At 49.6% G+C, this 26,168-nt stretch carries 14 protein-coding genes and 1 other RNA gene; 4 read left to right on the top strand and 11 right to left on the bottom strand.

From position 1 onward, the window contains the following. The first annotated feature begins 478 nt into the window (after nt 1-478). Nucleotides 479-1,855 carry an alkaline phosphatase family protein gene (locus AC6I7T_RS20825; RefSeq protein ID WP_497789506.1) on the top strand — a complete coding sequence of 459 codons (1,377 nt, stop codon included), beginning with the start codon at nt 479-481 and terminating at the stop codon, nt 1,853-1,855. A 72-nt stretch (nt 1,856-1,927) separates the two neighbouring features. Here the strand turns inward: AC6I7T_RS20825 and AC6I7T_RS20820 are convergent, their stop codons facing one another. The 3 genes from AC6I7T_RS20820 to AC6I7T_RS20810 form a co-directional block, all read right to left on the bottom strand. Next, nucleotides 1,928-5,632, bottom strand: a complete 3,705-nt coding sequence (locus AC6I7T_RS20820; protein ID WP_497789504.1) for a carboxypeptidase-like regulatory domain-containing protein — start codon at nt 5,630-5,632, stop codon at nt 1,928-1,930. 943 nt (nt 5,633-6,575) lie between these two features. Continuing rightward, a complete protein-coding gene (locus tag AC6I7T_RS20815; RefSeq protein WP_497789503.1) occupies nt 6,576-7,952 on the bottom strand; it encodes an aldehyde dehydrogenase family protein in 1,377 nt (458 codons plus the stop codon). Further along, entirely contained in the window at nt 7,953-9,602 is a 1,650-nt protein-coding gene (locus AC6I7T_RS20810; protein ID WP_497789502.1) for an acetolactate synthase large subunit, read from the bottom strand. It lies immediately after the preceding gene. A gap of 165 nt (nt 9,603-9,767) precedes the next feature. On the opposite strand from AC6I7T_RS20810, the gene AC6I7T_RS20805 reads away from it, so the two are divergent. Continuing rightward, on the top strand, nt 9,768-11,201 hold the full coding sequence (locus AC6I7T_RS20805; protein WP_497789500.1) for an aminotransferase-like domain-containing protein: 1,434 nt from the start codon (nt 9,768-9,770) through the stop codon (nt 11,199-11,201). Nucleotides 11,202-11,217: 16 nt separating this feature from the next. After that, on the top strand, nt 11,218-12,144 hold the full coding sequence (locus AC6I7T_RS20800; RefSeq protein ID WP_497794635.1) for a TIGR03435 family protein: 927 nt from the start codon (nt 11,218-11,220) through the stop codon (nt 12,142-12,144). A gap of 451 nt (nt 12,145-12,595) precedes the next feature. Here AC6I7T_RS20800 and AC6I7T_RS20795 read toward each other — a convergent pair whose 3' ends face one another. The 4 genes from AC6I7T_RS20795 to AC6I7T_RS20780 form a co-directional block, all read right to left on the bottom strand. Beyond that, nucleotides 12,596-13,237 (bottom strand): hypothetical protein, encoded by a 642-nt coding sequence (locus tag AC6I7T_RS20795; protein ID WP_497789499.1) that lies wholly within the window; start codon nt 13,235-13,237, stop codon nt 12,596-12,598. 357 nt (nt 13,238-13,594) lie between these two features. Next, nucleotides 13,595-13,946, bottom strand: a transfer-messenger RNA (tmRNA) gene (ssrA, locus tag AC6I7T_RS20790). A 38-nt stretch (nt 13,947-13,984) separates the two neighbouring features. Continuing rightward, a complete protein-coding gene (locus tag AC6I7T_RS20785; RefSeq protein WP_497789497.1) occupies nt 13,985-14,428 on the bottom strand; it encodes a CYCXC family (seleno)protein in 444 nt (147 codons plus the stop codon). A 637-nt stretch (nt 14,429-15,065) separates the two neighbouring features. Next, nucleotides 15,066-15,347, bottom strand: a complete 282-nt coding sequence (locus AC6I7T_RS20780) for a 4a-hydroxytetrahydrobiopterin dehydratase (protein ID WP_497789495.1) — start codon at nt 15,345-15,347, stop codon at nt 15,066-15,068. 483 nt (nt 15,348-15,830) lie between these two features. Between AC6I7T_RS20780 and AC6I7T_RS20775 the strand changes: the two genes are divergently transcribed. Then, complete coding sequence (locus AC6I7T_RS20775) at nt 15,831-16,373, top strand: RNA polymerase sigma factor (protein WP_497789494.1); 543 nt, start codon at nt 15,831-15,833, stop codon at nt 16,371-16,373. Nucleotides 16,374-16,470: 97 nt separating this feature from the next. Here AC6I7T_RS20775 and AC6I7T_RS20770 read toward each other — a convergent pair whose 3' ends face one another. From AC6I7T_RS20770 to AC6I7T_RS20755, 4 genes are all read right to left on the bottom strand, one after another. Further along, the gene (locus AC6I7T_RS20770; protein WP_497789493.1) at nt 16,471-17,436 is read right to left on the bottom strand and encodes a LysR family transcriptional regulator; all 966 of its coding nucleotides are present in this window, start codon (nt 17,434-17,436) and stop codon (nt 16,471-16,473) included. 711 nt (nt 17,437-18,147) lie between these two features. Further along, nucleotides 18,148-21,942 carry a TonB-dependent receptor gene (locus AC6I7T_RS20765; protein WP_497789491.1) on the bottom strand — a complete coding sequence of 1,265 codons (3,795 nt, stop codon included), beginning with the start codon at nt 21,940-21,942 and terminating at the stop codon, nt 18,148-18,150. A 303-nt stretch (nt 21,943-22,245) separates the two neighbouring features. Continuing rightward, entirely contained in the window at nt 22,246-22,872 is a 627-nt protein-coding gene (locus AC6I7T_RS20760) for a response regulator (RefSeq protein WP_497789490.1), read from the bottom strand. After that, nucleotides 22,865-25,945, bottom strand: coding sequence for a sensor histidine kinase (locus tag AC6I7T_RS20755; protein ID WP_497789488.1), 3,081 nt, complete (start codon nt 25,943-25,945; stop codon nt 22,865-22,867). Before AC6I7T_RS20755 ends, AC6I7T_RS20760 begins: the two co-directional genes overlap by 8 nt. Between the last annotated feature and the right edge of the window lie 223 nt (nt 25,946-26,168).

Here is a 26,168-nt window from a genome sequence, read left to right as displayed (position 1 = left end):
TTACCTGGCGATCCTATCGTTCGCCAGGGTTTGCGCAATCGATTGCGCAAGCGGAAACATTTAACTTGCCACGCATGTGCATTGTCAAGAATTTCGTTGACCGTTTGTTTTCACGATCTAATCCGCTTAACAATATCCACTTCGCCCTCACCGTCAAATCATTGATATTAAATGGATTACAGAAACGTTCCCAATTTGATTCCGCATTCGGTCTACTTCATCCCGTGCACCCGTTTCGAGGCTTAGCTTGTAGAAATCGATTGCGCAACGAAGAGGCGGCGCAAATGAGTTGACGATTGACCACCTGGAAGTGTAAAAATCCTTTGCGCAATCGATTATGCAAAATTTATCTCTCTAGCTCGGGGGCGAATCGGTCCTCTTCTGGAGCTATTGCTTTTTTGCGTGACTTGAATCTCTTACTACAGCGGTAGTCCGCATGTTTGCCTTGTCGCCGGCGAAGCGACAGAAATGGAGCAAGGTGTTGAGGTTCTCCCAATACAGATCTCTGCTGCTTACAGGCCTTTTTACGCTTTCACTCGTCCTCTCCCCGCTTGCTTATGCAGCGAATGATGGATCTGCTGCCACGCAAGGCCCCATCGTTGTTTTGATCACAATCGACGGTTTTCCGGCCCGTGCACTCAAAGACCCGCGCCTCCCAATGCCCACGTTGCGCATGCTGGAGAATAACGGAGCTCATGCCGAAGCGCTACGCCCCATAAATCCGACTATTACTTGGCCCAATCACACCACCCTGATTACCGGAGTAAATGCTGATCACCATCATGTAATGGCCAATGGACGGATTGAACTGCCCGCAAGCGGTGAGCCCCTCGAGGTGCGGCAGGAAGCACCTAAGGATGTCTTGGTTCACGGCACAACACTCTACGATGCTGCAGCAGCCAAGGGCATGACGACAGGCCAGGTTGATTGGGTAGCAATCCACAAAGCTAAAAATGTCCGCTGGGAATTTGCCGAGCGGCCATCGTTGGACAGCCCTATCGTGCAGGATCTGATCGATCAGAAGCTGATAACTGCAGAGCAGGTATCCCATTTCGGAGCAGGCAGCCCGGCCTGGTTGGATGAGATCTGGACCGATGCCGCCGTCGATATTCTGACCCATCACACACCGAATCTTCTGCTCTTTCATCTGCTCGATACCGACACGTTGCAGCACCAATACGCACCACTCACACCAGCTGCATATGCAGCCTACGCTTATGCCGATCATTGCATAGCCAGGCTCATCGAAGCTGCACGTCTCTCTGGTCTTCTCGATCGCATTACCTTTGTATTAGCTTCCGACCATGGATTTGCGGGCTACTCACATGCAATCCACCCCAATGCGGTACTGGCGCACAAAGGCATCCTCCGTCCACAGGACAAAACTTATGTGGGTGACGCATGGTTTCTTCCTGAAGGCGGAGAGACGGCTCTTTATATCCGCAATGAGGTCCGGCGCGAGAAGCTGACACAGGAAATGGGAAAGTACTTCTCCGCGATGCCCGGAGTCTCCGGTGTCTACACCAAAGCGGAAGTTGGACAATTAGGTATTCCTTCTCCCAGTAATACTGATCAGGGCCCGGATCTTTATCTGACCGCAGCTCCAGGCTATGCCTTTACAGATGGAGTGGAAGGACCGGAGATAGAGGACGTAAATCCGGCAAGGGGAACTCACGGCTATAACAACATCAACCGCGATATGGACGCATTGTTAATATTGTCCGGTGCGCATATCCGCCCTGGAGTAAACCTCGGAGAAGTAGAAAATCTGAGGATTGCCCCAACGCTCGCCAAAATACTGGGCGTATCGCTGCCGGAAGCTGAGGCGCCACCACTCACCGAAGCTCTCCAATAGAGAAATGATGTCTGAAGAAAGAAGGCCCCCAGAAATCGGAGGCCTTCTTTCTTAGTGAGAATAACTTCTATCTCAAAACCGAATATTTCCTGAGAGCTGGAAGTCACGCGAAGCATTCTCCACACCCAGAGTTGCGGACATGGTTGAAGTCGTAGGATTCCAACCAATAGAAGAACCACTGGTTCCATAGCCGAACCATGTATGGTTTGTGATGTTAAAGGCATCCACCTTGAATTCGAATTTTGCACGTTCCCGAATATCGAAGGAACGCCGGACGCTCATATCTGCTGTATAGCTACCTGAGTTGCGCAAGTTGAGAGGAGCCGAGCGTGCCAGCGTGCTGAACACATAGTCGCCTGTCTTTGCAAATGCTTTCCCATCGATATACGCAAAGCTGGTCATATTGCTGGCATTTGCCCCACGTGCATGTCCGTATTCGCCGTTGATACGAACCGGACCGCCAAAAGATGAATTCAGAATGGGATAGCAAACCGACTGAGCAGGATTGGTATTACACGAACTCATCGTAACGCTCAATGGAGAGCCCGCCCAAATCCGGTAGATGCCGGATAGATGCCAACCTCCGGCCAGATTGCGGACCCAGAAGTTGTTGCCGCCCATGTGACCTTTGCCAAAGGGCAAATCATAAACGGCCGTTACGACGAACTTATGCGGCTGATTGCCCATCGAGAGACTGCGATCAAGTGAGCGGGCCTTGTAGAATTTCCCGTCCGTCGCATAAGCCGCAGGAATATCGTATCCGGAGCGGAAGCTGCCCGTACTATCGATAGATCTGGACCAGGTGTAATTGGCCATCGCACTCAAGCCTTTACTCAACCGATGATTGAATACAAGCTGCAGGGAGTGATAAGAGGTATTGCCCACAGCACCGTAGCTATCGCTCACACCGCTGTATTGAGGGAAGGGCTTGAGCGCCTGAGCTATTGTCCCTGTACTAGAGCTGAATGTTGAAAACGGAGCCGAAATTCCTGCAGCACTCAAAGCTGCCGAAGTTGCAGTCTGGCTTAACGCGTTTCCCAGGTACAAGTACTTAGGATCAAGCTGGTTACTCCACTTGCCACGTCCGTTGTTGGAATCCAGATAAACAAAGTGGCCTTCAGAACCGACATAGGTCATGGAGAACGTGGAATCGACCGTCAGCTGACGTTCAATCCCGAAGCTCCAGTTAATGTATTGCGGAGCTCTACCACCATAGTATGGATCTGCGTAGGACACAGACTGGGATGCAGCCGAACTTGCGGTTGTGTAATAGGTTCCCAATGTCGAATCTAGCGTTGGAGGCAAGGTGTATGACGGAAATGGCCGCCCCAGACTCCAGTAGCTCGCACCTGTCGCACCTGTATCGTTGGTGTAGGTCTGCCCATTCGCAACTGCAGCCTTAGGCGAAACGCTATAGCCAACCAGACCTGTGCCTTGTCTGGAAGTTGCGCTACCTCCGATATTGTTTCCGTGTGTATAAAACACACCATAGCTCGCTCTCAAGACGGTCTTGGGCGCGATCTGATAGGCAATTCCCAAACGTGGCCCGAAGTTCTTAAGATAATTGTTCACGTTATTGTGACAGTTGCACCTTCCTGATCCTGAGCCGGCAAAGACCAGAGCCCCGGGGTAGTTGACCAGCGTGTTGGTTACATTAGGATCCATCCAGGAAAGGCGATCCTTGACTTCTCTGTAACTCGGATAGTAATCCCAGCGAAGTCCGAGGTTAATTGCCAGCTTCGGAGTAATCTTCCAGTCATCCTGGATATATGGCGAAACCGGACGGAAGCGAGCTCCAGTTTCGGGAGCTGCACTCAAGGTAAAGCTGGCCGAGTCGGTTGCACCAAGAAGGAAGCTGGCATAGGAATAGCCGGCCGCAGAATTCACTGAAGTACTATTTGCTTTGAAGTTCGAGGTCTCACTCGAACTGAAGGTCAGCTGAAGAGGATTGACGCCCGTCTTGTTATTGAGAAAGTTGTACTGCATCCAGGCAATCTCACCGCCTACTACAATGTTGTGCCTGCCTATGTTCAACAGCAGGTTGTCAATCAAGACATATCCACTAGCTACATTGCGGTTGCCCGAGTATCCAGCCCATTGATTGAAGTTGTTGCCGTTACCACTCCAACTCACCTTGGGAAAGGAGTCGCTCGCCTGCCCATTTGGCAGTCCGGTAATACCTAATGCGGAAGCGGAATAGTTGCCCCCTTGATCCTGATTCGTAGCCGAATCGTCGTACCGCCCATATCCATATTTGAGCTGGTTGAGGATATGCGGTGTAAAGGTGTAGTCATCTTCGAAAAGGAAGACCTTGGTTTTGTCGAAATACTGCTGATACGAGATGAAGGGAGGCGCCATCTGATTCTTGGAACTCGGGACTGTTCCGGAAATTCCGCCGCCTGCACCCGATGAGGCCAAACGTCCAAAGGCAATCACAGCAGAAAAATTATGCTGAGGCGAAATGTGATAGTCCACGCGGTTCGCGGTCGACCAGGTTCTCTTGCCCGTCGGCAGTCCTGTCAAATATTTTCCGCTTTCAATTGTGGCACCAGTCTGCGGATCTACACTCGCATCGACAGAGGTGGGCCCGTTAGGATAAAGCTTCTGCAAAAACGCCTGCATCGCCTTGGCTTGTGCGGAAATTCTGCTCGAAGGAAGAATATTCTTGGTGCCGTTGTCGCCGACGAATTGCGTGCGTTTGCAAGCTTTTCCGGAACAGACCGTTGTGGTGGGATCGTAAATATCAAACCCGGTTTTGGTAAAGTCGCCCTGCAAGTTCGCGAGAGTCGGTCCGACCTGATACTGATAGTTAGCGCCAGCAACGTATCGATAGCCTGAGTAGCTGCCAAAGATGAAGAGCTTATCTTTGAGTATAGGGAAACCCAGCGTGAATCCGTATTCGTTCTGATGCTCGACTGGTTTCGTAGCGGTTCCGGTTTTTGGATTGATTGCCGCAGGAGCAAGATATCCCCACGTGTCCAGAGCAGTGTTACGGAAGTATTCAAATACGTTTCCGTGAATCTTGTTTGTTCCGCCCTTTACATCGTAGTTGATGACACCCTGCCCTTCGTACGCAGCAGGATAAGCAGCCGTATAGACCTGAAACTGATTAATGGAATCCAGAGGCATCGCCGTCCAGATGAAACGTGGGTCGCCTTCACCAGCTACAGACGTGATTGGGACTCCATTGATGTAGATCGACGAAACTGCACCGCGAGGGCTGGAACCGTTGACAGAACCCACGTTCGTGCTGGCATCGCCATTCGTGGGTTGAGCATTTACGCCGGGCATTAACTGAATAAAGTCGGTGGCACGACGCTGAAAGCTGGTTTGCAGAACAGGCAGACTAGAGTACATCTCCTGCTCGACAGTGGAGCCGAGCATTGCATCTTCCGTATGCAAGACTGGCGGAGCTTCAGTAACAGTGACAGTCTGGCTAGCCGCTCCAACCTGTAACGTGAGATCCAGTCCCAACACCTGCATGGCGTCCAACCGAATATTTTGCTGCTGCAGGCTTTCAAAACCAGCCGCCGTAACTGTAACCGTGTATGTTCCCGCATTGAGCGACGGGAGCATGAAGAATCCTTCTTTCGATGTTTGACGCGTAACCGTGACGCCGGTCGCCACATTGCGGGCGGTAACAGTGGCATCGGGAATATATGCGCCGGTACCATCCTTGATCATGCCTTGGATAGCACCCGAGCCGCCGGATTGTGCGTTTGCGCCCAAGGATGCCATGACGACAATTGCCACAATGGCGACCAATACCTTTTTCATGACCTTTCCTCTTTCAAGTCATAAGTGAGGGGACAAACTTGGCATGTAGATGCTGATACCGGTCAAGCGATGTCCACGTTGCAATGATCCTGTAACCGCAAAGTACAGGATGGAATTTGAGCCTCAAGTAAAGAAGCAACGCAGTTTGCACACATCAACCATCCGAAGAAGCTTCACAATTCAGAAAAGTCTCATGCACAAATGTGTACACGGCCGTCAACGCTGCATGTCTCGGCCTTTCTGTTTTTGGCGGAATTCTCTTCGAATTAAGTACGATAACCATTCGGCAACGTTGCCAGTTTTAGCGAAAAACCTAGTCCTTCCCTGTTTCAATCACTCCACTCCCTGTATCGGAGCTCATTGCCGTTAAGAACATCTGTAACTGACAATCTGCCAAAATGAGGAGTTCCTAATAAAATACTCCTTCTATTGAAATGATGTTTTTACGGAAACGCATAGTAGCTCCCACAAGAATGCATAGTCAAGAGGTTTGCTCCTGTCCATTCTATGGGCTCGGCCAATTAGCGGCCCTATGGGTCGAGATCAATCAGTGTTTCTGTCGGTAGGTGAAAACGAAGATTAGCGAATACTCCAATAATGACAAGCGCATACGTAGAGTTGGCATCCAGGCAAGTTTGGGATGGGCAACGTTACCTAAACTTTCCCTTTAGGTAACACGGCAGGGACGTTTAGCCCACATTATGCAATGCCGGACGGCTCACAGCACTGTAAGCTGCCCGGACCAGGGGAGTTTTCTTCGATTTGTGATTCTGCTCGTTAGATATTTGTAACAGTCACGTATTTTCGTCCGCGATCTCGGGCTTCGACCAGATGGCCATCAACGTGAGCTAGGAGTATTGAAATCGCGATGTTTTGAATCAGTCTCCCCGGTATCCTTATAATCGATAATTCACGAACAGGATTGCCGCAACTTGGTCAAGCGTTATCCTTTGCGAAAAACAATCATCTTCTCTTGTGTCATGTCGTGCATGGTGGGGGGGATGCCGCCGATGCTATAGCCGGATTGCCGTCGTCCGGCGAAAGGCATCCAATCTGTGCGGAAAGCCGTGTGGTCGTTGATCATGACCGCCGAGGCATCCAGGCGCTCTGCAGCGTGCAGTGCGTTCTGCAAATCTTCGGTAAAGATACTTGCCTGAAAGGCGACAGGTAAGGAGTTAGCAGTACCGATAGCGTCTTCCAGTTTGGTGAACGAGCTCACGCAGGTTACAGGACCAAAGATCTCTTGTGTTGCAACCTTGGAATCGGCAGGCGGGTGGACAAGGATGGTTGGAAGCAAAGTGGTTTCAGAAAGAGATCCACCGCCAATCTTCTTCGATCCTCCTGCAACGGCCTCATCGATCCAGGCAGTGACCCGCTTGGCTTCGCGGGGATGAATCAGAGGACCAACTTCTGTCTCGGGAAGGAGCGGGTCGCCAGCTTTAAGCGCTGCAACTCTGGCTGAGAAGCGATCAAGGAAATCCTGCTCGATATCCGCATGCACAAAGATGCGCTGTGTCGAAACGCAAACCTGCCCTGCATGGTAGTATCCACCTTTTACCAGTGGTTCAATCACGCGGTCCAGATTGGCCGAGCGATCGATGATTGCCGGGGCGGCTCCTCCATGTTCCAGAGCACAACGAGTTCCCGGAGACAAGATACTGCGAAGATGCCATCCAACTTTGCTGGAACCGATGAAACTGAGAAATGCAATGCGCGGATCTGTCACCAGTTTTTGTGCCAGTTCATTGCTCTCTGTCAAAAGAATCTGGCACCAGGGTTCGGGAAGTCCGGCTTCGTAAATAAGGGCCACAAGATCAATACAGGAGAGTGGAGTGGCAGGAGAGGGCTTGACGATTACAGGACATCCCGTAGCGATTGCCGGAATAACCTGGTGAACGATCAAATTGACGGGGTGATTAAATGCGGAAATAGCCGCAACAACTCCCAGTGGTTCGCGAGTGGTAAAGGCCCAACGTCCATCGCTTGCCGGAGTAATGCCCATGGGGACTTCGCGGCCACCATCATTGCGCAGAACCTCGATGGCATTGCGCACTCCATCAATAGCACGATCCACTTCGACAAACGCATCGGTCAGAGGTTTTCCTCCTTCGCGTGCGATTTGGTAACTGAGGTGTTCGCGCTTGCCTTCTATGAGCGTCGTCAGTTTGCGGAGGATCGCGATCCGTTGAAATGGCTTCAACCAGGAATCCCGAGAAGCAAATGCAGAGGTAGCCAGATCGAGTTTGCGATTCAGGGTAGCTTCGTTATCTTCATTTACATCGGTCAATAGCGTACGATCAAAAACCTGAAAGACCTTCATTTAGGCTCCTAGTGGTTCTGGTGTGTTCTTACGCAATTCGTCGATCAGGACACGAATATTTTCGGAGTAATCGAGTGGCACGCTGACGACGTGGACACCACCCTCCTGAAATGCCGCTTCGAGCGCAGGAATTAGCCCCTCGGCATCTTCCACGCTGCTGCCTGTTGCCCCATAGGCCTTTGCATAGGCAACAAAGTCGGGATTTCCAAAGGTCATGCCGTAATCGGCAAAATGACTGGCCGCCTGTTTCCAGCGAATCATCCCGAAGGCATTGTCCTGAAGAATCAGAACGACAAGATTTAGTTTGAGACGCACGGCTGTTTCCATTTCCTGGGAATTCATCAGAAAGCCACCGTCTCCACAGACAGCCAAAACGCGGCGATTCGGATAGAGCAATGCCGCAGTAATCGCCGAGGGCAAACCCGCGCCCATAGTCGCGAGTGCATTATCGAGAAGTAGCGTATTCGCTATACGGGTGCGATAGTTTCGTGCGAACCAGATTTTGTACATGCCGTTATCGAGGCAGACAATTCCCTGCTCCGGCATAACTTGACGAACATCGTGAACGATTCTTTGCGGCGTTAGCGGAAAGCGGCTTTCCTCTGCACGCTCGGCAATATGGGCAAGAATTTCCTCCCTTAAAGGGAGAAGAGCGCTGGCATTTGGTAATGCGCCTCCGAGCCGGTCGGCTAGCAGTGTGAGGCTTGGTCCCACATCTCCTATAACTTCAGCGTGGGGGAAGAAAACCTCCTCTACGGTAGCGGGCAAATAACCTATGTGTAAAACGGTGGGCCCTCCGGCACCCATGAGGAAAGGAGGCTTCTCCACCGTATCGTGTCCGATGGAGATGATCAGGTCTGCACGATCGACAGCACGGTGGATGTAATCGCGTTCCGTAAGCGCCGCCGTTCCCATGTAGAGATCCGATTCTCCTGCGACAGCCCCCTTCCCCATCTGCGTATTGAAGAAGGGAATCTTTACACGATGAACAAATTCCGATAGCGCTCCCGCCAGATGCGGCCGGTTTGCGGCTGCTCCCAACATTATCAGCGGTCGCTTGGCTTTGCGGATTAACTCAGCTGCTCGATCCAAAGCAGTTGGATGAGCAACGGGAATCTCAATAGGATGGGGTTTTACCAGAGGAACATCTGCTCCGGATTCACCCGCAATGTCTTCTGGAAGCTCCAGGTGTACAGGACCAGGACGTTCTTCCTGCGCGACACGAAATGCTTCTCTTACGATAGAGGGAATCGTAGCAGAACTGACGATTTGTCTCGCCATCTTGGTAAGAGGTGCCATCGCCGAAACAATGTCTATCACCTGAAAGCCCGCCTGTTTACGGCTCAGGATTCCCTTCTGTCCTGTAATCATCACCATAGGCATGGCGCCAAGCAGGGCATAGGCTGCTCCGGTTGTGAGATTCAATGCCCCCGGGCCAAGTGTGGCGAGACAAACCCCAGGTTTTCCCGTTAGGCGGCCATGAGTGGCGGCCATAAAGGCAGCTGCCTGCTCGTGCCGGGTGACGATCAATTTGATTCTGGAGCAACGAAGACTCTCCACTACATCGAGATTTTCTTCTCCCGGTACGCCAAAGACCCATTCCACGCCCTCGTTTTCCAGAGCAGCGACGAGCAGTTCAGCACCCTTCATTGTTACAACCTTTCACTTCTTTACTAAACGTTGTGAATATCCGTGTCCGAATCGAAAACCTGCGAACCTTGTTCTTCGGGCAAACTTCCACCCATATCACGATAGAATGATTCTCGATAACAGTACAGATACAGAATTTTCCAATATTGACTGGTACAGATGGAAATGGCAAATGACAGGACTTCTCTCCTCAAATACGAACAGTTAACGGCGCAGATTCAGGAAATGATTACCTCCGGGACACTGGCTACAGGATCTCGTCTGCCTTCCATCCGCGATTTAGCACGTATGCGGGGACTCAGTATCTTTACAGTTCAGCAGGCATTGGCGAGGCTGGAGGATACAGGATTGGTCGAGGCACATAACCGCTCTGGTTACTATGTGCGAAAACCATCGAATACAGACGTTCCGGCCTCCGGGCGGTACCTGAAACAAAGCCGAGCCGTTCAGCGTGCAGCTCTGATTCGCGAAGCAATGCGAAGTTCCCAAGCCGATGAGATGATTAGCCTTGCCGGAGCCTATCCATCTACAGAGTGGTTCCCTCTCGATCGCTTGCGACGGGAAATGGCACGAGTCGTGCGACAATCGCCCAATCCGCTAGGACAACTCAGTCCTGTACCTGGAGCTCTCGATCTTCGTAAGGAAATCGCCCATCATATGCTTCGCTGGGGCTGCACTCTTCAGCCCGAACAAATCGTGGTTACGACCGGCGGACACGAGTCAATTCTCCTGGCACTTTCTTCCATCTGCAAATCGGGAGACGTGGTTGCAGTGGAATCGCCTACTTATTACGTTCTCTTGCAGATATTGGAAACTCTTGGTCTGAAGGCACTAGAAGTGCCTGTCGTCTCCAGTGGAGGAATGGACCTGGATGCTTTGGAGCGACTACTAAAACACGACCCTCGTCCCGCAGCATGCGTGGTCATGACAACCGGGAGTAATCCGAGCGGAGCCTCTTTGAATTTAAACAACAAAGAGCGTTTGGTTCGGATCCTGGAGCGGCATCGTGTTCCGTTAATCGAGGATTTTGTTTATGGGGATCTGCACTTTCAAGGAGAAAACATTGCCGCCAAGCACTTCGATAGAAATGGCAATGTGCTGATTTGTACTTCTCTGAATAAGACCCTGGCTCCGGGAATCCGTCTCGGATGGGTTGCAAGCGAACGCCACGCCGAAAAAATTGCAAATTTGAAATGGTACATGGGAGGTGCTCAATCCCTCGCATCGGAGCTTGCCGCAACTGCTATGTTTCACTCTGGCGGATATGTACGACACCTCCGGCACCTTCACTTCGAGATAGCACGCCAAATAAGGCGATTTCGAGCCGCAGTAATTGAGGCCTTTCCGGCCTCCGTAAAGGTGAGCGACCCAAGTGCAGGTTATGTTCTCTGGGTGGAGTTGGATAAGAAATGCGATTCAATGAAGCTTTACCACCGATGTCGCGAACATGGATTCATGATTGCTCCCGGCCAGATTTTCAGCGCACGGGATCAATACTGCAACTACATCCGGCTCAATGGCGGGATTACACTAAGCAGCACCATACAGTCGAGGCTCAAGCTGTTAGGGAAAATCATTGAACAAGCTTCGCGGAAATAAATCGGCTTGCTACACGATGCTTAGAAGGAATCAATTCGTACTAATGACGCCCGCAAATAAGGTTGATAACTGTGGAATTGTTGTTAAGCTTCTGTTGCCCATGATCGGGACACTGCTACTTGCAGCAATCCCGATGGTAGCCCAAAGCCCCCATAGAAGAGAACCGGCTAAACTTCCGAGTACTACCGCACCTCACATCAAATTCGAAACCTTCTCAATTAAAAGAAACACATCTATTAGCATGCCAGGGTCGGCGGAGCTTCTGCCCAATGGTTATCGTGCAATAGGTCAGCCCTTATGGGAATTAATAATGCTGGCATATAACCCCCAAACGGCGATGTACTGGTCTCGTACCAAGACGCAGAATTTCCCGGGCTGGACGGGCACCGAGTATTACGATGTGGATGCCAGAGTTGCGAGTAAAGATATCCCAGCATGGAAGGGGCAAAACGATAATCACGTTGATCTGCTCAAAGCAGCAATGAGGTCTGCCCTGAAGGACCGCTGCAAATTGACAATTCACATGATTCCCGATGAAACTCCATCCTTTAGCATCGTTGTTGGGAAGCAAGGGGCGAAACTAAGCGCGTCTGTTCCAGGTGCGCAGGTACCAAAGCAGGGTGTCGTACTTCCTTTTGGCGGTGTCATGACTGTTACAAAGCATGATGGGCTTCAAGTAAGAACCTTTCACGCTGCAACGATGCAATCACTAGCTGCGATTCTGACATCGTTGTCTCCGTCTCGCCCAGTGCAGGATAAAACGGGACTTTTCGGACGATACGATTTTTCACTTCAGCAACGAAGTGATAATGACCAATCCAACGATCCTGGCGGACTACTTAATAAGTGGCCAATTAGCCACCTAGGTCTAGCATTGAAACCAGATAAGAGTACTTCATTTACGATGGTCATCGACCATATTGAGCGGCCCGACAAGAACTGAGAAAAATAGCCTGCAGCTCAGAGGTGTTACCCACTGAAGGCTGTTACGCTAGGAGCGTGCCAGAGCCTAAAAAATTTACCGCAGAAAATGATTACGACACTTCGGTAGAGTGCACGGCCTGCGGCGCCGCAATCCACCCTAATATGATTACGTTCGTTAGTAAGGACAAGGTGCGGTGTCCTCGTTGCAACGCTCTATTCACACCGAAGTCGGGCGACATACAGTAACAACCAGACTTGACGGACAAAAAGCTACAGATGCGCTTGACCAAACGCGTGCCCAGATCCGGATTTCACTGAGTTTTTCTTAGGTGTTCATTGACCACCCCTTTGAGAATTTCAACAAGCTGAACACGGACTACATCTTCATTGGCCAATACAAAAATAAGTTACAGATTTTTCATTGCCGAAGATGTTCATGATCTCCACCACGTCTAGAGTGTTAGCACAAATCACTTCATTGATGTCATTCGTGGAGGAGGAGGAGTAAATCTGGTTTTAAGCTTTTGTTTATAGCGATTGCCTCCAACATCAACGAAGTATACGACGCTCTTAAACTCCCCTGCTTTCAGCTTCTTGGGTGCTGTCATAGTGGAAAGCATATGCTGATTAAACATGGCAGAAAATGGCTTGACCTCAATTGCTTCAGGAAAGAACATGGTTAGCTCTGTGCCCTTGAGGTGTGCATATAAAATTTGCGTCCGATCCCGGGTTGGATTAGCAATAGTGACAAACATCTGAAGGGTAATGAGGCGTTGTCCCGTTGCGTCATCTGTGCCTTCACTTATGTGGGTTTGGGCCGGATCAATCGTAAAATACAGCGGAGTCCGAAAATGATACCTTAGCAAACGATAGAATCCATAAAGTCCAAAACAAGCCGGAAGGGCCAAGATCATTAAAAACACTAGCGGGACTTTTATGCCCCAAGCAAAAGCGGTGATTCTTCCCCACTGGGTGGCAATCAACGCAAAAGCCGACACAGCACCACCAGAAAAAATCGACACGATGAGCTGGTCTGTAACTTTGTCTCCAAGCCGGTTAACAGACCGCTTAGTTGAAGACTCCGGCACTTTTGTGGCTCCTTGATTCATCACTAATTGTCACCGCTAGGTAGACCACCTGTGCGATTTTCACGGAAGTCAACCTAGATTGCCGTCATGCTAGCCAAAAAGTATGAAGTTTTAAATATTTTTTGAGGTTCTTGCCTATCGCCGCGAAACTGCTGCCCAGATTCGCCGGACAGAGGCTTCATTCCCTATCAAATTGTCCGGAGCTCCTTGTCTTCCACAAATTCTTTGTATGCTTGCCAACTCCTCCCGGTTCCTTCGCGTAGCTGGTAACAGGACACAGTCCGTCTTTCGTCAAGGCAAAATCAGAAACGCTAGAAACGTAAATTTAGCGCAAAAATTTAGGCCCCATCTCTGGGACCTTTACTCTCAACAACTTGTGTTTGGTGGAGGCGGCGGGAGTCGAACCCGCGTCCGAAATCGTAGTCAGTGAAGAGACTCCATGCTCAGTCGGTTCCGAAGGTTTCGCATTGCAAGCTCAGAACCGACAAGATGCTTGCAACACTAGTCCGAAGATCTCGCCTCGGTGGCCCAGACCCAGCCACCAACGCCAGCCTGCTGTGCGACGTCCCTTTACAGCCCACAGGCAAAGCCGTAGGGGACGGCTACTTATTTAATTAAGCAGCAAGTGCCAGTTCATTGTTGGCAATTGTTTGTTTTGTAAGCGATTACGGGTGCCCACACCCCGGCATGCCTCTTCTACCGCAAGCAATCCCGTCGAAACCGTGACGCCCCCAGTAGAGGGGTACTTCTCAATTTCTATTTTACCCTTTCTCAGTTCGCTGAAGTGCCGAGCGCTTCGAGGTTAATGCTTTCGTACTCTTTATGTTCAATACCCTCTCGGATCTGCTTCGGATTCTTCCCTTGTTTTGTCATCCGATAGGCATACGCTGCCTCTTTTGCACAGGTCGAACATTCTGCTCCATGATTGGTTTCGAAGCAACTTCGCAGACTTTGATGTCCTAAGGCACGATCACACCGGCAATAGCAGGGCAGCTGGTAAATCACACCCGGGATCCTGGCCGCCTCCCGGTAAACCTCTTTCTGCCAGGGATAGGTGTACTGCTTTCCCGAGAGAATAGGAGCCAGTTTCGCTCCCACTGTTGGAGCTTGCGCATGGTACGCGGGGATCTCGTCGGCGGGACTCGACCACTGGGCATAGCTCGCAACGGTTGCCATTACGGCAAGCGCTGTTAACAGAATCTTCTTTTGCAGCATCAGGCGACCTCCATCGCAGCTTTATCCTAAGCTGCCCGGCAATCTTTGGTCGATAGTTTCGTAGAAGACAAAAAAAGACGGCACGAACGTTATTTTGTCCGTGCCGGGAGGCCAGTGACGCAACTTATAAACTTTCCTTCGACTACGAGCTCTTTGCTCAAGTAGCTTCGAAGTGATTTAAGAATACTACAAATATTGAAATCTTCAATACAAAAAATGCAATGAACTCAAAAATTTCTTTTTTAATATTTCTTGAGTTCGAAAACCCTCTGAATCTCCCGTTTTTCACCAATTTCGGGCCATTCATACTATCTTTGACACATTTGCTCGTCGAAAGTTGCTTCCATTTCCAGAATCTCTCATCCTTATTTATGAAGAAACGATCTGAGCCGATCTTCAATCTATGAATTCTAATAGCAATATGGATCAATCTGAGCCAGAACAAAAACCCAAAAAGTCCAAACAAATCCTCCGTGCTGCTCTCCTTATGGGAGGGTCTGCGCTTCTCGGAGGCTTAGCTGTTGCAATTTTCAACAGAAAGGGCATCGAGAGCATCCGGCAGGACGGCCATACCCCCAATTCACCCTACCCACAAAAACCAGAGGACGAGATCTAGCTGGCAGGCCGAAGCACTTCTTTAGGCAAGAAGATCGTCGATCGCCGCAGCCAATTCGAAATCGGTGTCCGTAAGTCCTCCAGCATCATGAGAAATTAAGGACAGCCGAACCTTGTTGTACTTGATTTCAATGTCGGGATGGTGCCCCATCGCCTCGGCCTCAGCCCCTACCTTATTTACAAACTCCAAAGCTTTGGCAAAATCCGCAAGCTCCACTTGTCGTACAAGACTTCCGCGCTCCATTTTCCAGGCTGGTCTGGACGCCAGTTGGTGCCCTACGTCGGATGCGCTCAGTAATTCCATCTTTTTCTCTCCCTCCAAAGGCAGCAATGATGTTTTTTCAGGGGAATCCTGCCTTCGGATCTTTGGTTTCCGATGCTGAACACCTGAGGTCAGGATGCCCGCCGGAAATATCTGTTTTTCAAAAACTTAGAGGGGTAAAGAAGCGGCAGAGCATTGGAAGATTTTCCGCGACAGTCTGGATCTCCGGGCAGAGGAAGACAGCTCACCGGGAACTTTAGGCACGAAAACACTGCGAACAATGTTAGATTTGACTATAGATGAGAGCTACCCAGATGGATTCCCCATCTGAAACGAGTGGCTCCCCACTGCAACTCCTTCCACTGCTGCATTTATCTGCTTGTTTCCAAGAAGAAGACCAACCGTAACCGATTGCCATTGCAATTTGGGAATGATTCCCCGAATTCATGTGCTTGTTCGGCACGTTGTGCCCTAAACTGCATCACAATAAACAAAGGAAACGTACTTCCGATAGCGAGGTTCCTTTTGTTCGATATAGAACGGCAACTTTTAGCCAAGCCAGCCACGCTAGTCCGATTGAAAGCTGAGCGCTCAGTTGAGCAACGTCAACGCGACATCTATCAAAGCCACTATCATCGGATCTTTGCTCTTGCCTTTTATATGACGGGCAATGAGTTGGAAGCAGAAAAGATTCTGGGCTCCAGCTTTATCAGGGCATTTTCTACCACCCCCGAACCCGATGGTCAGATCGTGGATTTGGCCTTAATCGCAGAACTCCGTGAAAAACTCTGTTTCCGAACCAGGGGAGAGGCTGTCTCTCCGTGTACAGAGGATGGACTTGCGCAAGTAAATGTTCGTCGTACGGATATGGAAGAAGCACTCCAGGAGCTGCCTCCGATTGAGAAGCTTATCTTCTTATTACGCGATGTCGAAGGATATGCAGTAGACCGGATCTCGAGCCTCGTGAATCTCCCGTCGGGAGAGATCCTGCCTCTGCTGATGAATGCCCGTTTACGCATGAGACAGAGATTGGCGGAGATCGCCACTCAACGTCAAAAAGCAGCGTAAAGAACTAGATCTAGATACAAAAAGGGAGCAGATTCTCACTGAATCTGCTCCCTTTGCATGTTGCAGCAATTTTACTTGTCGGCCAAAGCACGATTCACTACCGACCTACTCCCGTCAAAAGCGCAGACTGGCCCCGATTTCCTGGCAAGAACCGGGAATCTGCGGCGCGAACCGCTGTCCGTTGCGTAGCAACACGTGCGGCTACTCTCAAAAAATACCGGAGAGAGGAAGAATCTGCCTCACTTCGCCAGGCAATTCCCAGTGGAACTTTGGGTAAGGGCTCTCGGAATTCCGCCATTGTCACACCGGGAAAAGAAAGATCCAGGAAAGATTCTGTTGTTAACAAAGCACCTTTGCCTGCAGCAACCAAAGAAAACATTCCCAAGTAACTCGCTGGAGCATCGACCAACTGAGGCGAAAGCCCAAAGCGTTCTACCAGTCCGGTAATAAACTCCCGGGATTGCAAGGACCGATGCTGATCTACAGCGAGAATCGGCATCTTGCAGAATTCGTAAACAGAGATTCCTTTCGTAGCAGACTCCCGCATGCTCTCTGGAAGTACTGCGATCAATGACTCCTCTGCAATTTGTTGAAAAGAAATTGCCGGATGTTCAAAAGGCTGCACCATTAGAATGACATCCACTTCTTTCTTCTGAAGAGCCTCCAGATGTTGCGAAGGGGTGAGGCTCCGCAATTCGACATGAAAATCCGGATCCGACTCCGATAACTTTCTTAAGATCGCGGGCAGCATGATGCACTCTCCAACTGGCCCGCAACATACACGGAGGTACCTTTTAGAAGGCATGGAGCGCACTTGCTCCTGAAACGACTGAATCTCCCCTAATACTCGTTTGGCAGAGTCTACAAGGAGCTTTCCTTCCTCTGTTACCTCTACCCTCCTACGGTTTCGGCGAAAGAGCTGTACACTCAGTGCCGTCTCTAACGCCTTGATTTGAAAGCTCAGCGTTGGCTGTGTCATATAGAGCCGCTTTGCAGCTCGGCCGTAGTTCAGTGTCTCAGTTAGTGTTAAAAAGCATTCTAACTGTCTGAGGCGCAAGTCCATCTCTGCCCTCCGATGTTCCATGAATTTTCGTGTCGACTAGATAAGCAAGAGAACTACACTGCTTGCACGTTGCAATACCCTAATTGCTGTCCAGGTAATGCCTGTGGGAAGGAAGCCCTGTCCTAATTGAGCACGTCGTTCTGCGTTCTGCTTGTTACGCTATTTACTAATAATTCTTTTGTCAACAGACGTTTGTGAAAAAGCAGCCCAATCCGAGGAGAATTGGGTCGCCACACAAACCAATGTTGCTCTAAGAGCCTAGCGACAGCACTTGTACCGATCAGACCGTCAACGACGAACCCAGTTGAGAAGGCAATAACGAATCTTCGACATCTACGATCAGTCTGTCTTTATGTACTTCATAACAATTAACTTCTACGCAGGGGCGACCAGATACGCTGAACTCGGGAAATGGATTGCAGAGAGGGAAGGCTAATTTTTAGCCGCAACGAAAAGCAACCCAAACGAAGGGACGCAGATTTAGGATTCTGCGGAAATGTAGCATTACAGCCTTGCTTCGGAGAGCAAAAGGAAACCATGCTTCAGAGGCCAAAGCATTTTTCGCAAGAGTGCAGACAGAAGAAGAAAAATCTCGAGTGGCTTTCCGCCAAATCAGGCCTTCGACCAACCTGTCTTTAGTTAATAGCAAAGGGTTACTACAAAGGGTGGCCATTGGATTCACAAATTGGCCACCCTTATGGTCCGGAAATTCTAAAAAGTAATTTTCCCGGAGAACTGCCAATCACGGGGATGATTATCAACCCCCGTTACCTGGCCGAGGCTTCCCGAGCCAGAGCATGCACCTGCGGCAACTCCATAGTCGTTTCCGGAAGAACAAGTGAAGCTATCTCCAATTCCACCGAAACGAGTATGATTCGCAACATTGAACACGTCAGCCTGGAACAAAAATTTGACACTGCGATCTTTCCAGATATCAAAAGTCCGCCGAATACTGGCATCCGCATTATTCGTATTAGGACTCCTGAGATCATATGGAACAGTACGCGCCAAATTGCCGATCTTATATCCTGCTGGAGCTTTAAAGGCGTTGTAATCAATATAAGAAGGAGCACCAGACATATTCGCTAAATAGCCGTGTCCCCAACTCCCGTTCTTTCTAACTTTTCCGGTGAAACTGGCATTATAGCTCGGCATACAGGTTCCCTGCCCTTGGCTTACGCATCCACTACCAGTGATGGCTAGCGGGCCTCCTGAACTATACGAATAGATTCCGGACACAGACCAACCTCCAGCTAGAGTTTTGACTAGCCGACTATTTCCACCCAATTGTCCCGTTCCGAAAGGCAGTTGATACACACCGAAAATACTTAACCGCTGCGGATAATCCGAAGTGCTACGAGAGCGATCAATACGGCCGACCTTCCAGGTGGATCCATCATCCATAATGGAGGACGGGATATCGTAACCACTCCTGAAGGTTCCAGCATCATCAAGGCTTTTGCTATAAGTGTAGTTGACTGTAAAGGAAAGACCTTTATAGGTTCGTTGGCTTAATGTCAGCTGCAGTGAATTGTAGTTAGCATTTGAGACATTTCCCCACGTATCGGAGATGGAACCATATTGAGAATAGGGTTTCAAAGCTGCAGCGACAGTAGCTGTCGAGGCTGTACCGAAATTGCTGTATGGTAAAGCAATTCCAGGGTACCGAACCTGAGCATCTTGCAGATAGGTTTTTCCTGTTGCTTTATCGACGCTGTTTGCGACACTCCCTAAGTATTGACCGATCACTAAGTATTTAGGATCAAGGGCGTTACTGATCTTTCCACGCTTATTATTATCGCTGCTGGAAAGGAAATGTGACGCACTCGCAGAATAATTGACACTTATTACCATCTTTTCCGTTAGAGCACGCTGAAACCCAATGTTCCAATTCTCGGCGTAAGGAGCCCTTCCCGAAATAACCGGATCGGCGAAGCTAACACCCTGCGTAGTATAGGTCTTCCCAGCGCTGTCTACATAGTTACCGGTATTCACGGTTGAAGAGTGGGTTGGAGTCAGATTATAGGAGGGAAAAGACGAATTCCCCGATCCCGGATTGAGATAAAACGCAGGCTGCTCACCATTGAGCGAATTTGTGAACGAGGCAGACGAGGTCAAACCTGTTTGGCCTGTACCATAGTTTGCACCCGACCTACCGCCAACGCCGCCTCCATGGGAGTACATAATGCCATAGGATCCTCTTACTACGGTTTTGTTATCCAAGGCATACGCAAAACCAACGCGTGGTCCAAAGTTTCTATAGTAGGTATTTACAGGAGTCGTGCAATGGCAACTATCAGCTCCGGAGCCGGCATACTGCATAGCACCAGCAGTTCCAGTAAGCGAATTGGTCAAAGAGGGATTGAAGAAAGACCACCTATTCGCTGCCTCATGATATGGAGGGAAGAGATCCCAGCGAAGTCCAAGATTAACCGTCAAACGAGGATTCACTTTGAAATCGTCCGAGATATATGGCGAAAATGGGCGGTATCTCGCTCCCACCTTATCAAAGGGTTTGAAGCTCAGGCTGGTTGAATGTACTGCACCGATCAGGAAACTTGCATAAGGATCTCCAGACTGTGCAACCAGTGACGAATTGGTTTGGAAATTTGCAGTAGAACTGCGACTAAATGTCAGCGAAAGAGGTTTCGTCTCCGAATCCCAATTACTCTGGTTAATTTGCAACCACTGAAGATCAAACCCCATAGTTACATTGTGTCGACCATGGATCCATTGAACCTGATCTTTTAGACTGAAGGTGTTATTAACTTGATCGTATCCATTTTGACTATACCAGGTGTTATATCCATACTGCCCACCACTGAAACTCGCTCCAGGGAAGGTGTTTGAGGCTTCCCCTGCAGGAAGATTCCCTATACCGACAGCAGACGCAGCCGCATATTTGGCAATTCCGGAAGTCGGATTGCCAGTAGGCCCCCACTGCCGTACATAACCGAACTTGAACTGATTGATTAAGGAAGGAGAGATTGTCCACAGATGTTCGAATATGCCGTTTGCATTTAGCTGATTATTTGTTCTTCCCTGCATATAAGGAAGAGGCAGCACAGCATCACCACCATAGTTGTATCCGATAAATCCACGACGGCCGGCGCTTCCAATGAGAGAAATTCTCTGCGAAGCCGTAATGTCGTAGTCGAATCTCTCCGTCAACTCCCAGTTCGAGTTTCCGCCAGAGTGTCCAGCGAGAAGATTGTTCACATTATCTTTATTCGTCGGGCTTGGTAACCATTGCTGCATATACTGAGCAATAGAGGAAATACGACTTGCAGGGATCACATTAGGCGTCGATACACCATTCTTGAGGCCAGCAAACTGGTAAGCACAGTTTTTCTTCTGTGCCGAGGTGCAGGCTACCTGTGTCGTAGGATCATAGATAGGCCAGAGTCCTGAAGCGCTAAAATCTCCGTTACGTTCTTCTTTAGTCGGTACAGTCATCAGCCCAGGACTCGGACCATAGGTGTATTTGTAGTGACCTGCAGACAAAAACAGAAACATCTTATTCTTCATGATTGGGCCGCTGAGAGTAAAGCCCATCTCATGCATATGCTCTGAGGGCTTGTCAGCTTTTACCGTGGCACCCGAAGCAGTCTGCTTGGTAGCAGCTTTCGCAAAGAAATCCCAAGAATCAAATGCCGTATTCCGAACAAAATCATAGGCGCTTCCATGAATCTTGTTTGTACCGGATTTAATAGTGTAGTTTTGTGCGCCCATGCCCGAGAGATTAGGATTTGAACCACTCGTTTGTACCTGGAACTGCTCTACGGCCTCGAGCGAGACTGCTAATGAAACTCCTCTGTTATCTCCTTGCTGAGATCCCGATGTAATTGGCATTCCCTCGACATACATTTCATTGAGGTATCCGTTGCTTCCGCCCGCGCCATTAAAGATTCCAGAACGACCGCCACCCGTAACACCCGGCATTAGATAAACAAATGCAGTAGGATCTCGCTGAGCTCCGCTGCCCATATTGATCGGCAACGCAGAATAGGTTTCGTTCTCCATGGTTGCGCCTAAAGAGGCATTCTCAGTCTCAAGTGCAGGAGGCGCAGAGGTCACGGTTACAGTTTCCTGTGTCGATCCCACCTTTAGAGAGATGTTCAAACCTAACACCTGGAGAGCATCGATTCTGAGGTTTTCCTGTCTGAATGACAAAAAACCAGGAGCAGAAATTTTTAGCGTATAAAGACCAGGTTGCAATCCAGACAACACGTAATACCCAGCTTCGCTGGCTTGCCGCGTTATCTCCACTCCGGTTTGAACATTCGTTGCAGTCACATTCACGTTAGGCACTGCAGCTCCACTCTGATCAGTGACTACACCCTGTATTTGCCCTTGTCCGCTTAGTTGGGCATGAATCATTGTGGAACTCAAAAGACCAACAACAATCAGAAGCAGAAAACACGATATGTACGTCTTCCAGTGCAAATAATCAATAAAGATGCGCCTTTTTGATCCCTCTACAGGCTTCCCTTTAAGGTCTGGCATTTCTCCCCCAAGCTCTTATGTCTCATATAATTCAAACTAGAAACAATTTCGACCGCGGAGAGATTTTATGAGCTTGAAAGAACGGTTGTAATCGTACTTAGGTACAGGTACCGAAAATTCATCTGTGTAATTTGGACAGAAGGGTTCATCTTATCTGAGGAGAGCGAATACAAGGCTCATAAAGGAACCGGAAGCCGAGTTAAATCTTTGAAAAACTTGCACATGCAATGCAGAAAAGAGAATGTGAGCTATCTCCCATGAAGGAGATAGGATGGGCCGCCAATGCGACCCAGCACACATTCCTTACAAGTGAACATATCCACGACGTAGAGCAACAAGAACAGCTTGTGTGCGATCCGTAACACCTAGATAAGAGAGGATTGCACTCACGTGGCATTTTACGGTTCTCTCCGTGACTCCGAGTCGTTCCGCAATAGCTCGATTGCTCATTCCATCGGCTATTAGAGTTAGAACTTCGCGCTCACGGGCGCTCAAGTCGTCAGGTGTACGCTCGTCAAGTAGAGCTGATACCCCCTGCGGTAAAAATACGTTTCCCGCATAAACGCGGCGGATTGCTCGTAGCAGCACCTCATATTGCATGCCTTTGACAATATAAGAAGCCGCTCCCGCCTGTAATGCCTGGTGGATATCCTCGTCTCCCTCATAAGTTGTGAGGACCAGAATCTTCATGTCGGGACATGCGGCACGAATCCTGCGAATTGCCTCGACTCCGCTCATTCCAGGTAACCGCAGATCCATCAAAACAACATCGGGTCGCAGGAGACAGGCCTTTTCTACAGCAACCTCACCGTCATCCGCCTGCGCAATGATTTCAATATCAGGTTGAGAATTGAGAATTGTTTCCAGTCCTGCTCGAACAATCGGATGATCGTCCACCAGCAATACTCTGATGTTTGATGTGTTACTCATGCCGAATTGCTCCTCGATCCTGATGTATCGCTAGAGGAAGTTCCAATGTAACGATCGTGCCAGCTTCTTTGCCGGTGTCAATCCGGCACCTGCCTCCAATTCTAGTCATCCGCTCGTCCATTCCTACAACTCCAAAATGGCCTTCTTCTCTGGAATTTTTCAAGTTGCGAGATATACCACGTCCATCGTCTGCAATTTCAATAACAACAAGCTTTGCACTATACCGAACATTCAAAGAAATCTTTTTTGCAATGGCATGCTTGATGGAATTCTGTAATGCCTCTCGTGTCGCCATGAGGAGTTCTCTCTGTTGATCTGGTGAGATACATAGCGAAGGCCCGCTTGTCCGGAATGTAGCGATTACAGGCAAAGTAGTCGTCATTTTTTCAAACAGTTCTCGAAGTGCCCGGTCCAGGTGTCCCTCGACCTCTCTACGGCGTAAATCCCAAATAGCGGTGCGAGCCTCTCTGATCGTTCGTTCCAGTTCTAGTCGAGCAAGATTTAGCGCTGGAAGCCATTTCTGCCGAGATCGTCCAGGAAAAGAATCCTTTTGTTCCTGCATTTGCTGCGTACTTGCTATTCCTTCAAGAAGGGATGAGATCCCGATGCATCCCTGCAGGAGCGTATCATGCATTTCACGAGCTACCCTATTCCGCTCCTCTGTGACAGCACGAAACTGGGCAGCAACACGACGTATCTTCATGTAGTGAAATAGCCACGCCAAGAGACAAACTATTGCAACACACAATAGCAAGAACCATGTACGAAGGTATATATGCGTCTGTTGAACGATATGAAACTCGACCGCTGAAATGTCGTTTGAGTCTGACCACTGCGCTTCCAACCGATAGATGTAATGTCCTGGTGGAAGATTTGTATATGTAACTGTTTGGGAATTTGGAAGTGAGTTCCAATTCTGGTCGAACCCGATTAGCTTGCGGCGAATTTGAAGCCCTGTTCTAGCACCAAGCACCACCGGAGTCGCTTTTATTTCCAGCGTCTTGGCAGAAGGTGACAATACAAGATCTCTATCTGTCGGAACCTGTACCCCATCGACGAATGCCCTCTCCAAAACAACGGGTGGAGCGCTACCGAAAACATGTTTGGTGTTTCCGGTAATATGAAGCAGTCCGGTATCACTGATATACCAGGCACCGCCGTGGCCATCAGATGCAGCAGCCTGCATCCCACCCTCGAGCCCGGCACCGGTTTCTCTCAACACACTGAATACCTCAAGAGAGTCCATTTTAGGATTGAGAGAAACACCATTGTCTCTAGTAGCAGTTTGCTGTTTTGGAGACTCCAGAACATGATCAATTGCAGACCGCTGCACACGACCAACTCTGTCCGAGCCGCTTAACCAAAGCCGCTCCTGTTCATCTTCAAAGATTGCCAGCACAGCTGGTCTGTTGTCGTAGGTCCCCAGATGTACTCGTGCTATGTTGCCATTCTTCCACCGAAACAGCCCCTGCTCAGTCCCTATCCACAATGTCCCGTCAGCGCTTGTATGGAGTGCACGTACGGCGTGAGAACCTAATTTGGTAATTGCTGCATCGGGAACAAACTTCCCGTTCTTCAGCCGCAATAGGCCGTGAGCGGTTCCCACCCATACCCCATTCGAAGCATTCGCTAGGCTAAGAACCTGCTGATGCGGCGCCCCTTCCGCATGTTGGAAGCTCACCACCGAACCGTCACGCCAAAGAGCTACACCACTCTCCGAAGCAATCCAGACATCATTGTTGCTTCCCTGCAAAAAGCCTGAGATATAGCTTGTGCCAACTTTAGAGGAATATCTTTCCGTATGTCCCTTATCCGAGATCCGAATAGCTCCCTTACCTGCAGTACCAATCCATAAGCCTCCATTGAGATCTCGCAACATCGCGCGAACTGGAACTCCCCCTAACATTGTTAGCTTTGAGTTTTCAATTCTACCTTTTACGATATGAATCACTCGTCCGGCACATATCCACACGCTTCCGTCGTTATCGCGCGTGAGACTGACGTGCTCAGCCCTGCGAACCTCTGGGATAGAGGTAAGGTGCATCCCCGTGTCGCTCAACCGCACAAGTCCGGAGCGAGTGCCCAACCAAATGTCATTGGTATCATCGCTTAATAGGGTCACTATGGTTTCGCTAACCGTCTCGGTAGATTCGGAAAGGCGCGTGAATGTGCTGTTTGCCTGCTGTACAAACAGTCCCTTTCCAGCCGTTCCTATCCATAGTCTGTGGTTCTTATCCGTTACAAGAGTTTTCACCGCATAAGGAAGCACGCTCTTCAGTGAACCTGAACCACCTTGGTCCAAACGAAGCAACCCGCCTAAGGTGCCTACCCAAAGAGTTCCATCGGAAGTACGAGCCAATGATTCCACACGAAGGGGCACTCTCTGTTTAGGCATTGCAATATCCTGGAATGCTCCATTGGCATAGTGGATGAGTCGATGACCACCAATCCAGAAACCACCATTACCGTCTGGAATCATGGCATGGACACTAGGGTCTCCAATATGACCTATGCGATGGAAGAGTCCAGAGATGAGACGATATATGCCATGGTCGGTACCCGCCCAAAGAGTTCCAGAGGCATCTTCTTGCAAGACACGTACATTAAAGGAGCTCAAGCCGCTTTCTGCCCCATACTCATGTACGACGCCTTTAACTATGTGCAGAACTTTGGCACCTCCAGTCCCAATCCAAAGAGATCCATCGCGGGCAACGAAGAGACATGTCACGCCAAAATCGTGGATTTCCGGTCCCAGCTCAGCGCTGACATCCACAAAATGCCAGCCATCAAACCGTATTAGATTTCGTGGCGCCCCTAACCAAAGATAGTGATCGGGGGTCTCCGCTAACGCACTAATTGTCTGGTCAGGAAGGCCATCTTGCATACGCCAGACTCGGCGTGTCATCCCCTCAAGAGGAGAAGTGGAAGAGTAGAGCGTTGAGGCATGAGCCCAAGAAGAGAATGTCGTGAGTAAAAGCAGGAATAATACCACTGGAGCTACGGTTCCAGGGACTCCCAGCAACGCGGACGGAGAGAGACATTTTCGTGGCAGCAGCGCCCATAGCCTACTCATTGATTCGTCTTCCTGAGACTGACCATTGTATAGCTCCCACAGCGTAGTTCCGGCAATACGGCGAACTTTCCAGCAGCAATTAGAGCATTCCCGCAAAGATAGGTTTGCTTGAGAATCCAAAGACAATAATCCATACAAAGGAAACACCCAAACTCTAAAAAACGATATTCCCTCATAAATGCCAAAGTCCCGGGTAAATCCCCGGGACTTTAGGTTGAGATAT

The sequence above is a fragment of the Humiphilus diazotrophicus genome, assembly GCF_059726315.1.
This window is presented reverse-complemented; position numbering and strand designations above follow the sequence as displayed.

Excerpts from the sequence above, each read along its gene's own strand:
- AC6I7T_RS20760 (WP_497789490.1), bottom strand. The coding sequence starts at position 22,872 with ATGAGTAACACATCAAACATCAGAGTATTGCTGGTGGACGATCATCCG.
- AC6I7T_RS20755 (WP_497789488.1), bottom strand. The coding sequence starts at position 25,945 with ATGAGTAGGCTATGGGCGCTGCTGCCACGAAAATGTCTCTCTCCGTCC.
- AC6I7T_RS20815 (WP_497789503.1), bottom strand. The coding sequence starts at position 7,952 with ATGAAGGTCTTTCAGGTTTTTGATCGTACGCTATTGACCGATGTAAAT.
- AC6I7T_RS20780 (WP_497789495.1), bottom strand. The coding sequence starts at position 15,347 with ATGGAATTACTGAGCGCATCCGACGTAGGGCACCAACTGGCGTCCAGA.
- AC6I7T_RS20805 (WP_497789500.1), top strand. The coding sequence starts at position 9,768 with ATGGCAAATGACAGGACTTCTCTCCTCAAATACGAACAGTTAACGGCG.
- AC6I7T_RS20765 (WP_497789491.1), bottom strand. The coding sequence starts at position 21,942 with ATGCCAGACCTTAAAGGGAAGCCTGTAGAGGGATCAAAAAGGCGCATC.
- AC6I7T_RS20810 (WP_497789502.1), bottom strand. The coding sequence starts at position 9,602 with ATGAAGGGTGCTGAACTGCTCGTCGCTGCTCTGGAAAACGAGGGCGTG.
- AC6I7T_RS20800 (WP_497794635.1), top strand. The coding sequence starts at position 11,218 with ATGCTTAGAAGGAATCAATTCGTACTAATGACGCCCGCAAATAAGGTT.
- AC6I7T_RS20820 (WP_497789504.1), bottom strand. The coding sequence starts at position 5,632 with ATGAAAAAGGTATTGGTCGCCATTGTGGCAATTGTCGTCATGGCATCC.
- AC6I7T_RS20785 (WP_497789497.1), bottom strand. The coding sequence starts at position 14,428 with ATGCTGCAAAAGAAGATTCTGTTAACAGCGCTTGCCGTAATGGCAACC.
- AC6I7T_RS20770 (WP_497789493.1), bottom strand. The coding sequence starts at position 17,436 with ATGGACTTGCGCCTCAGACAGTTAGAATGCTTTTTAACACTAACTGAG.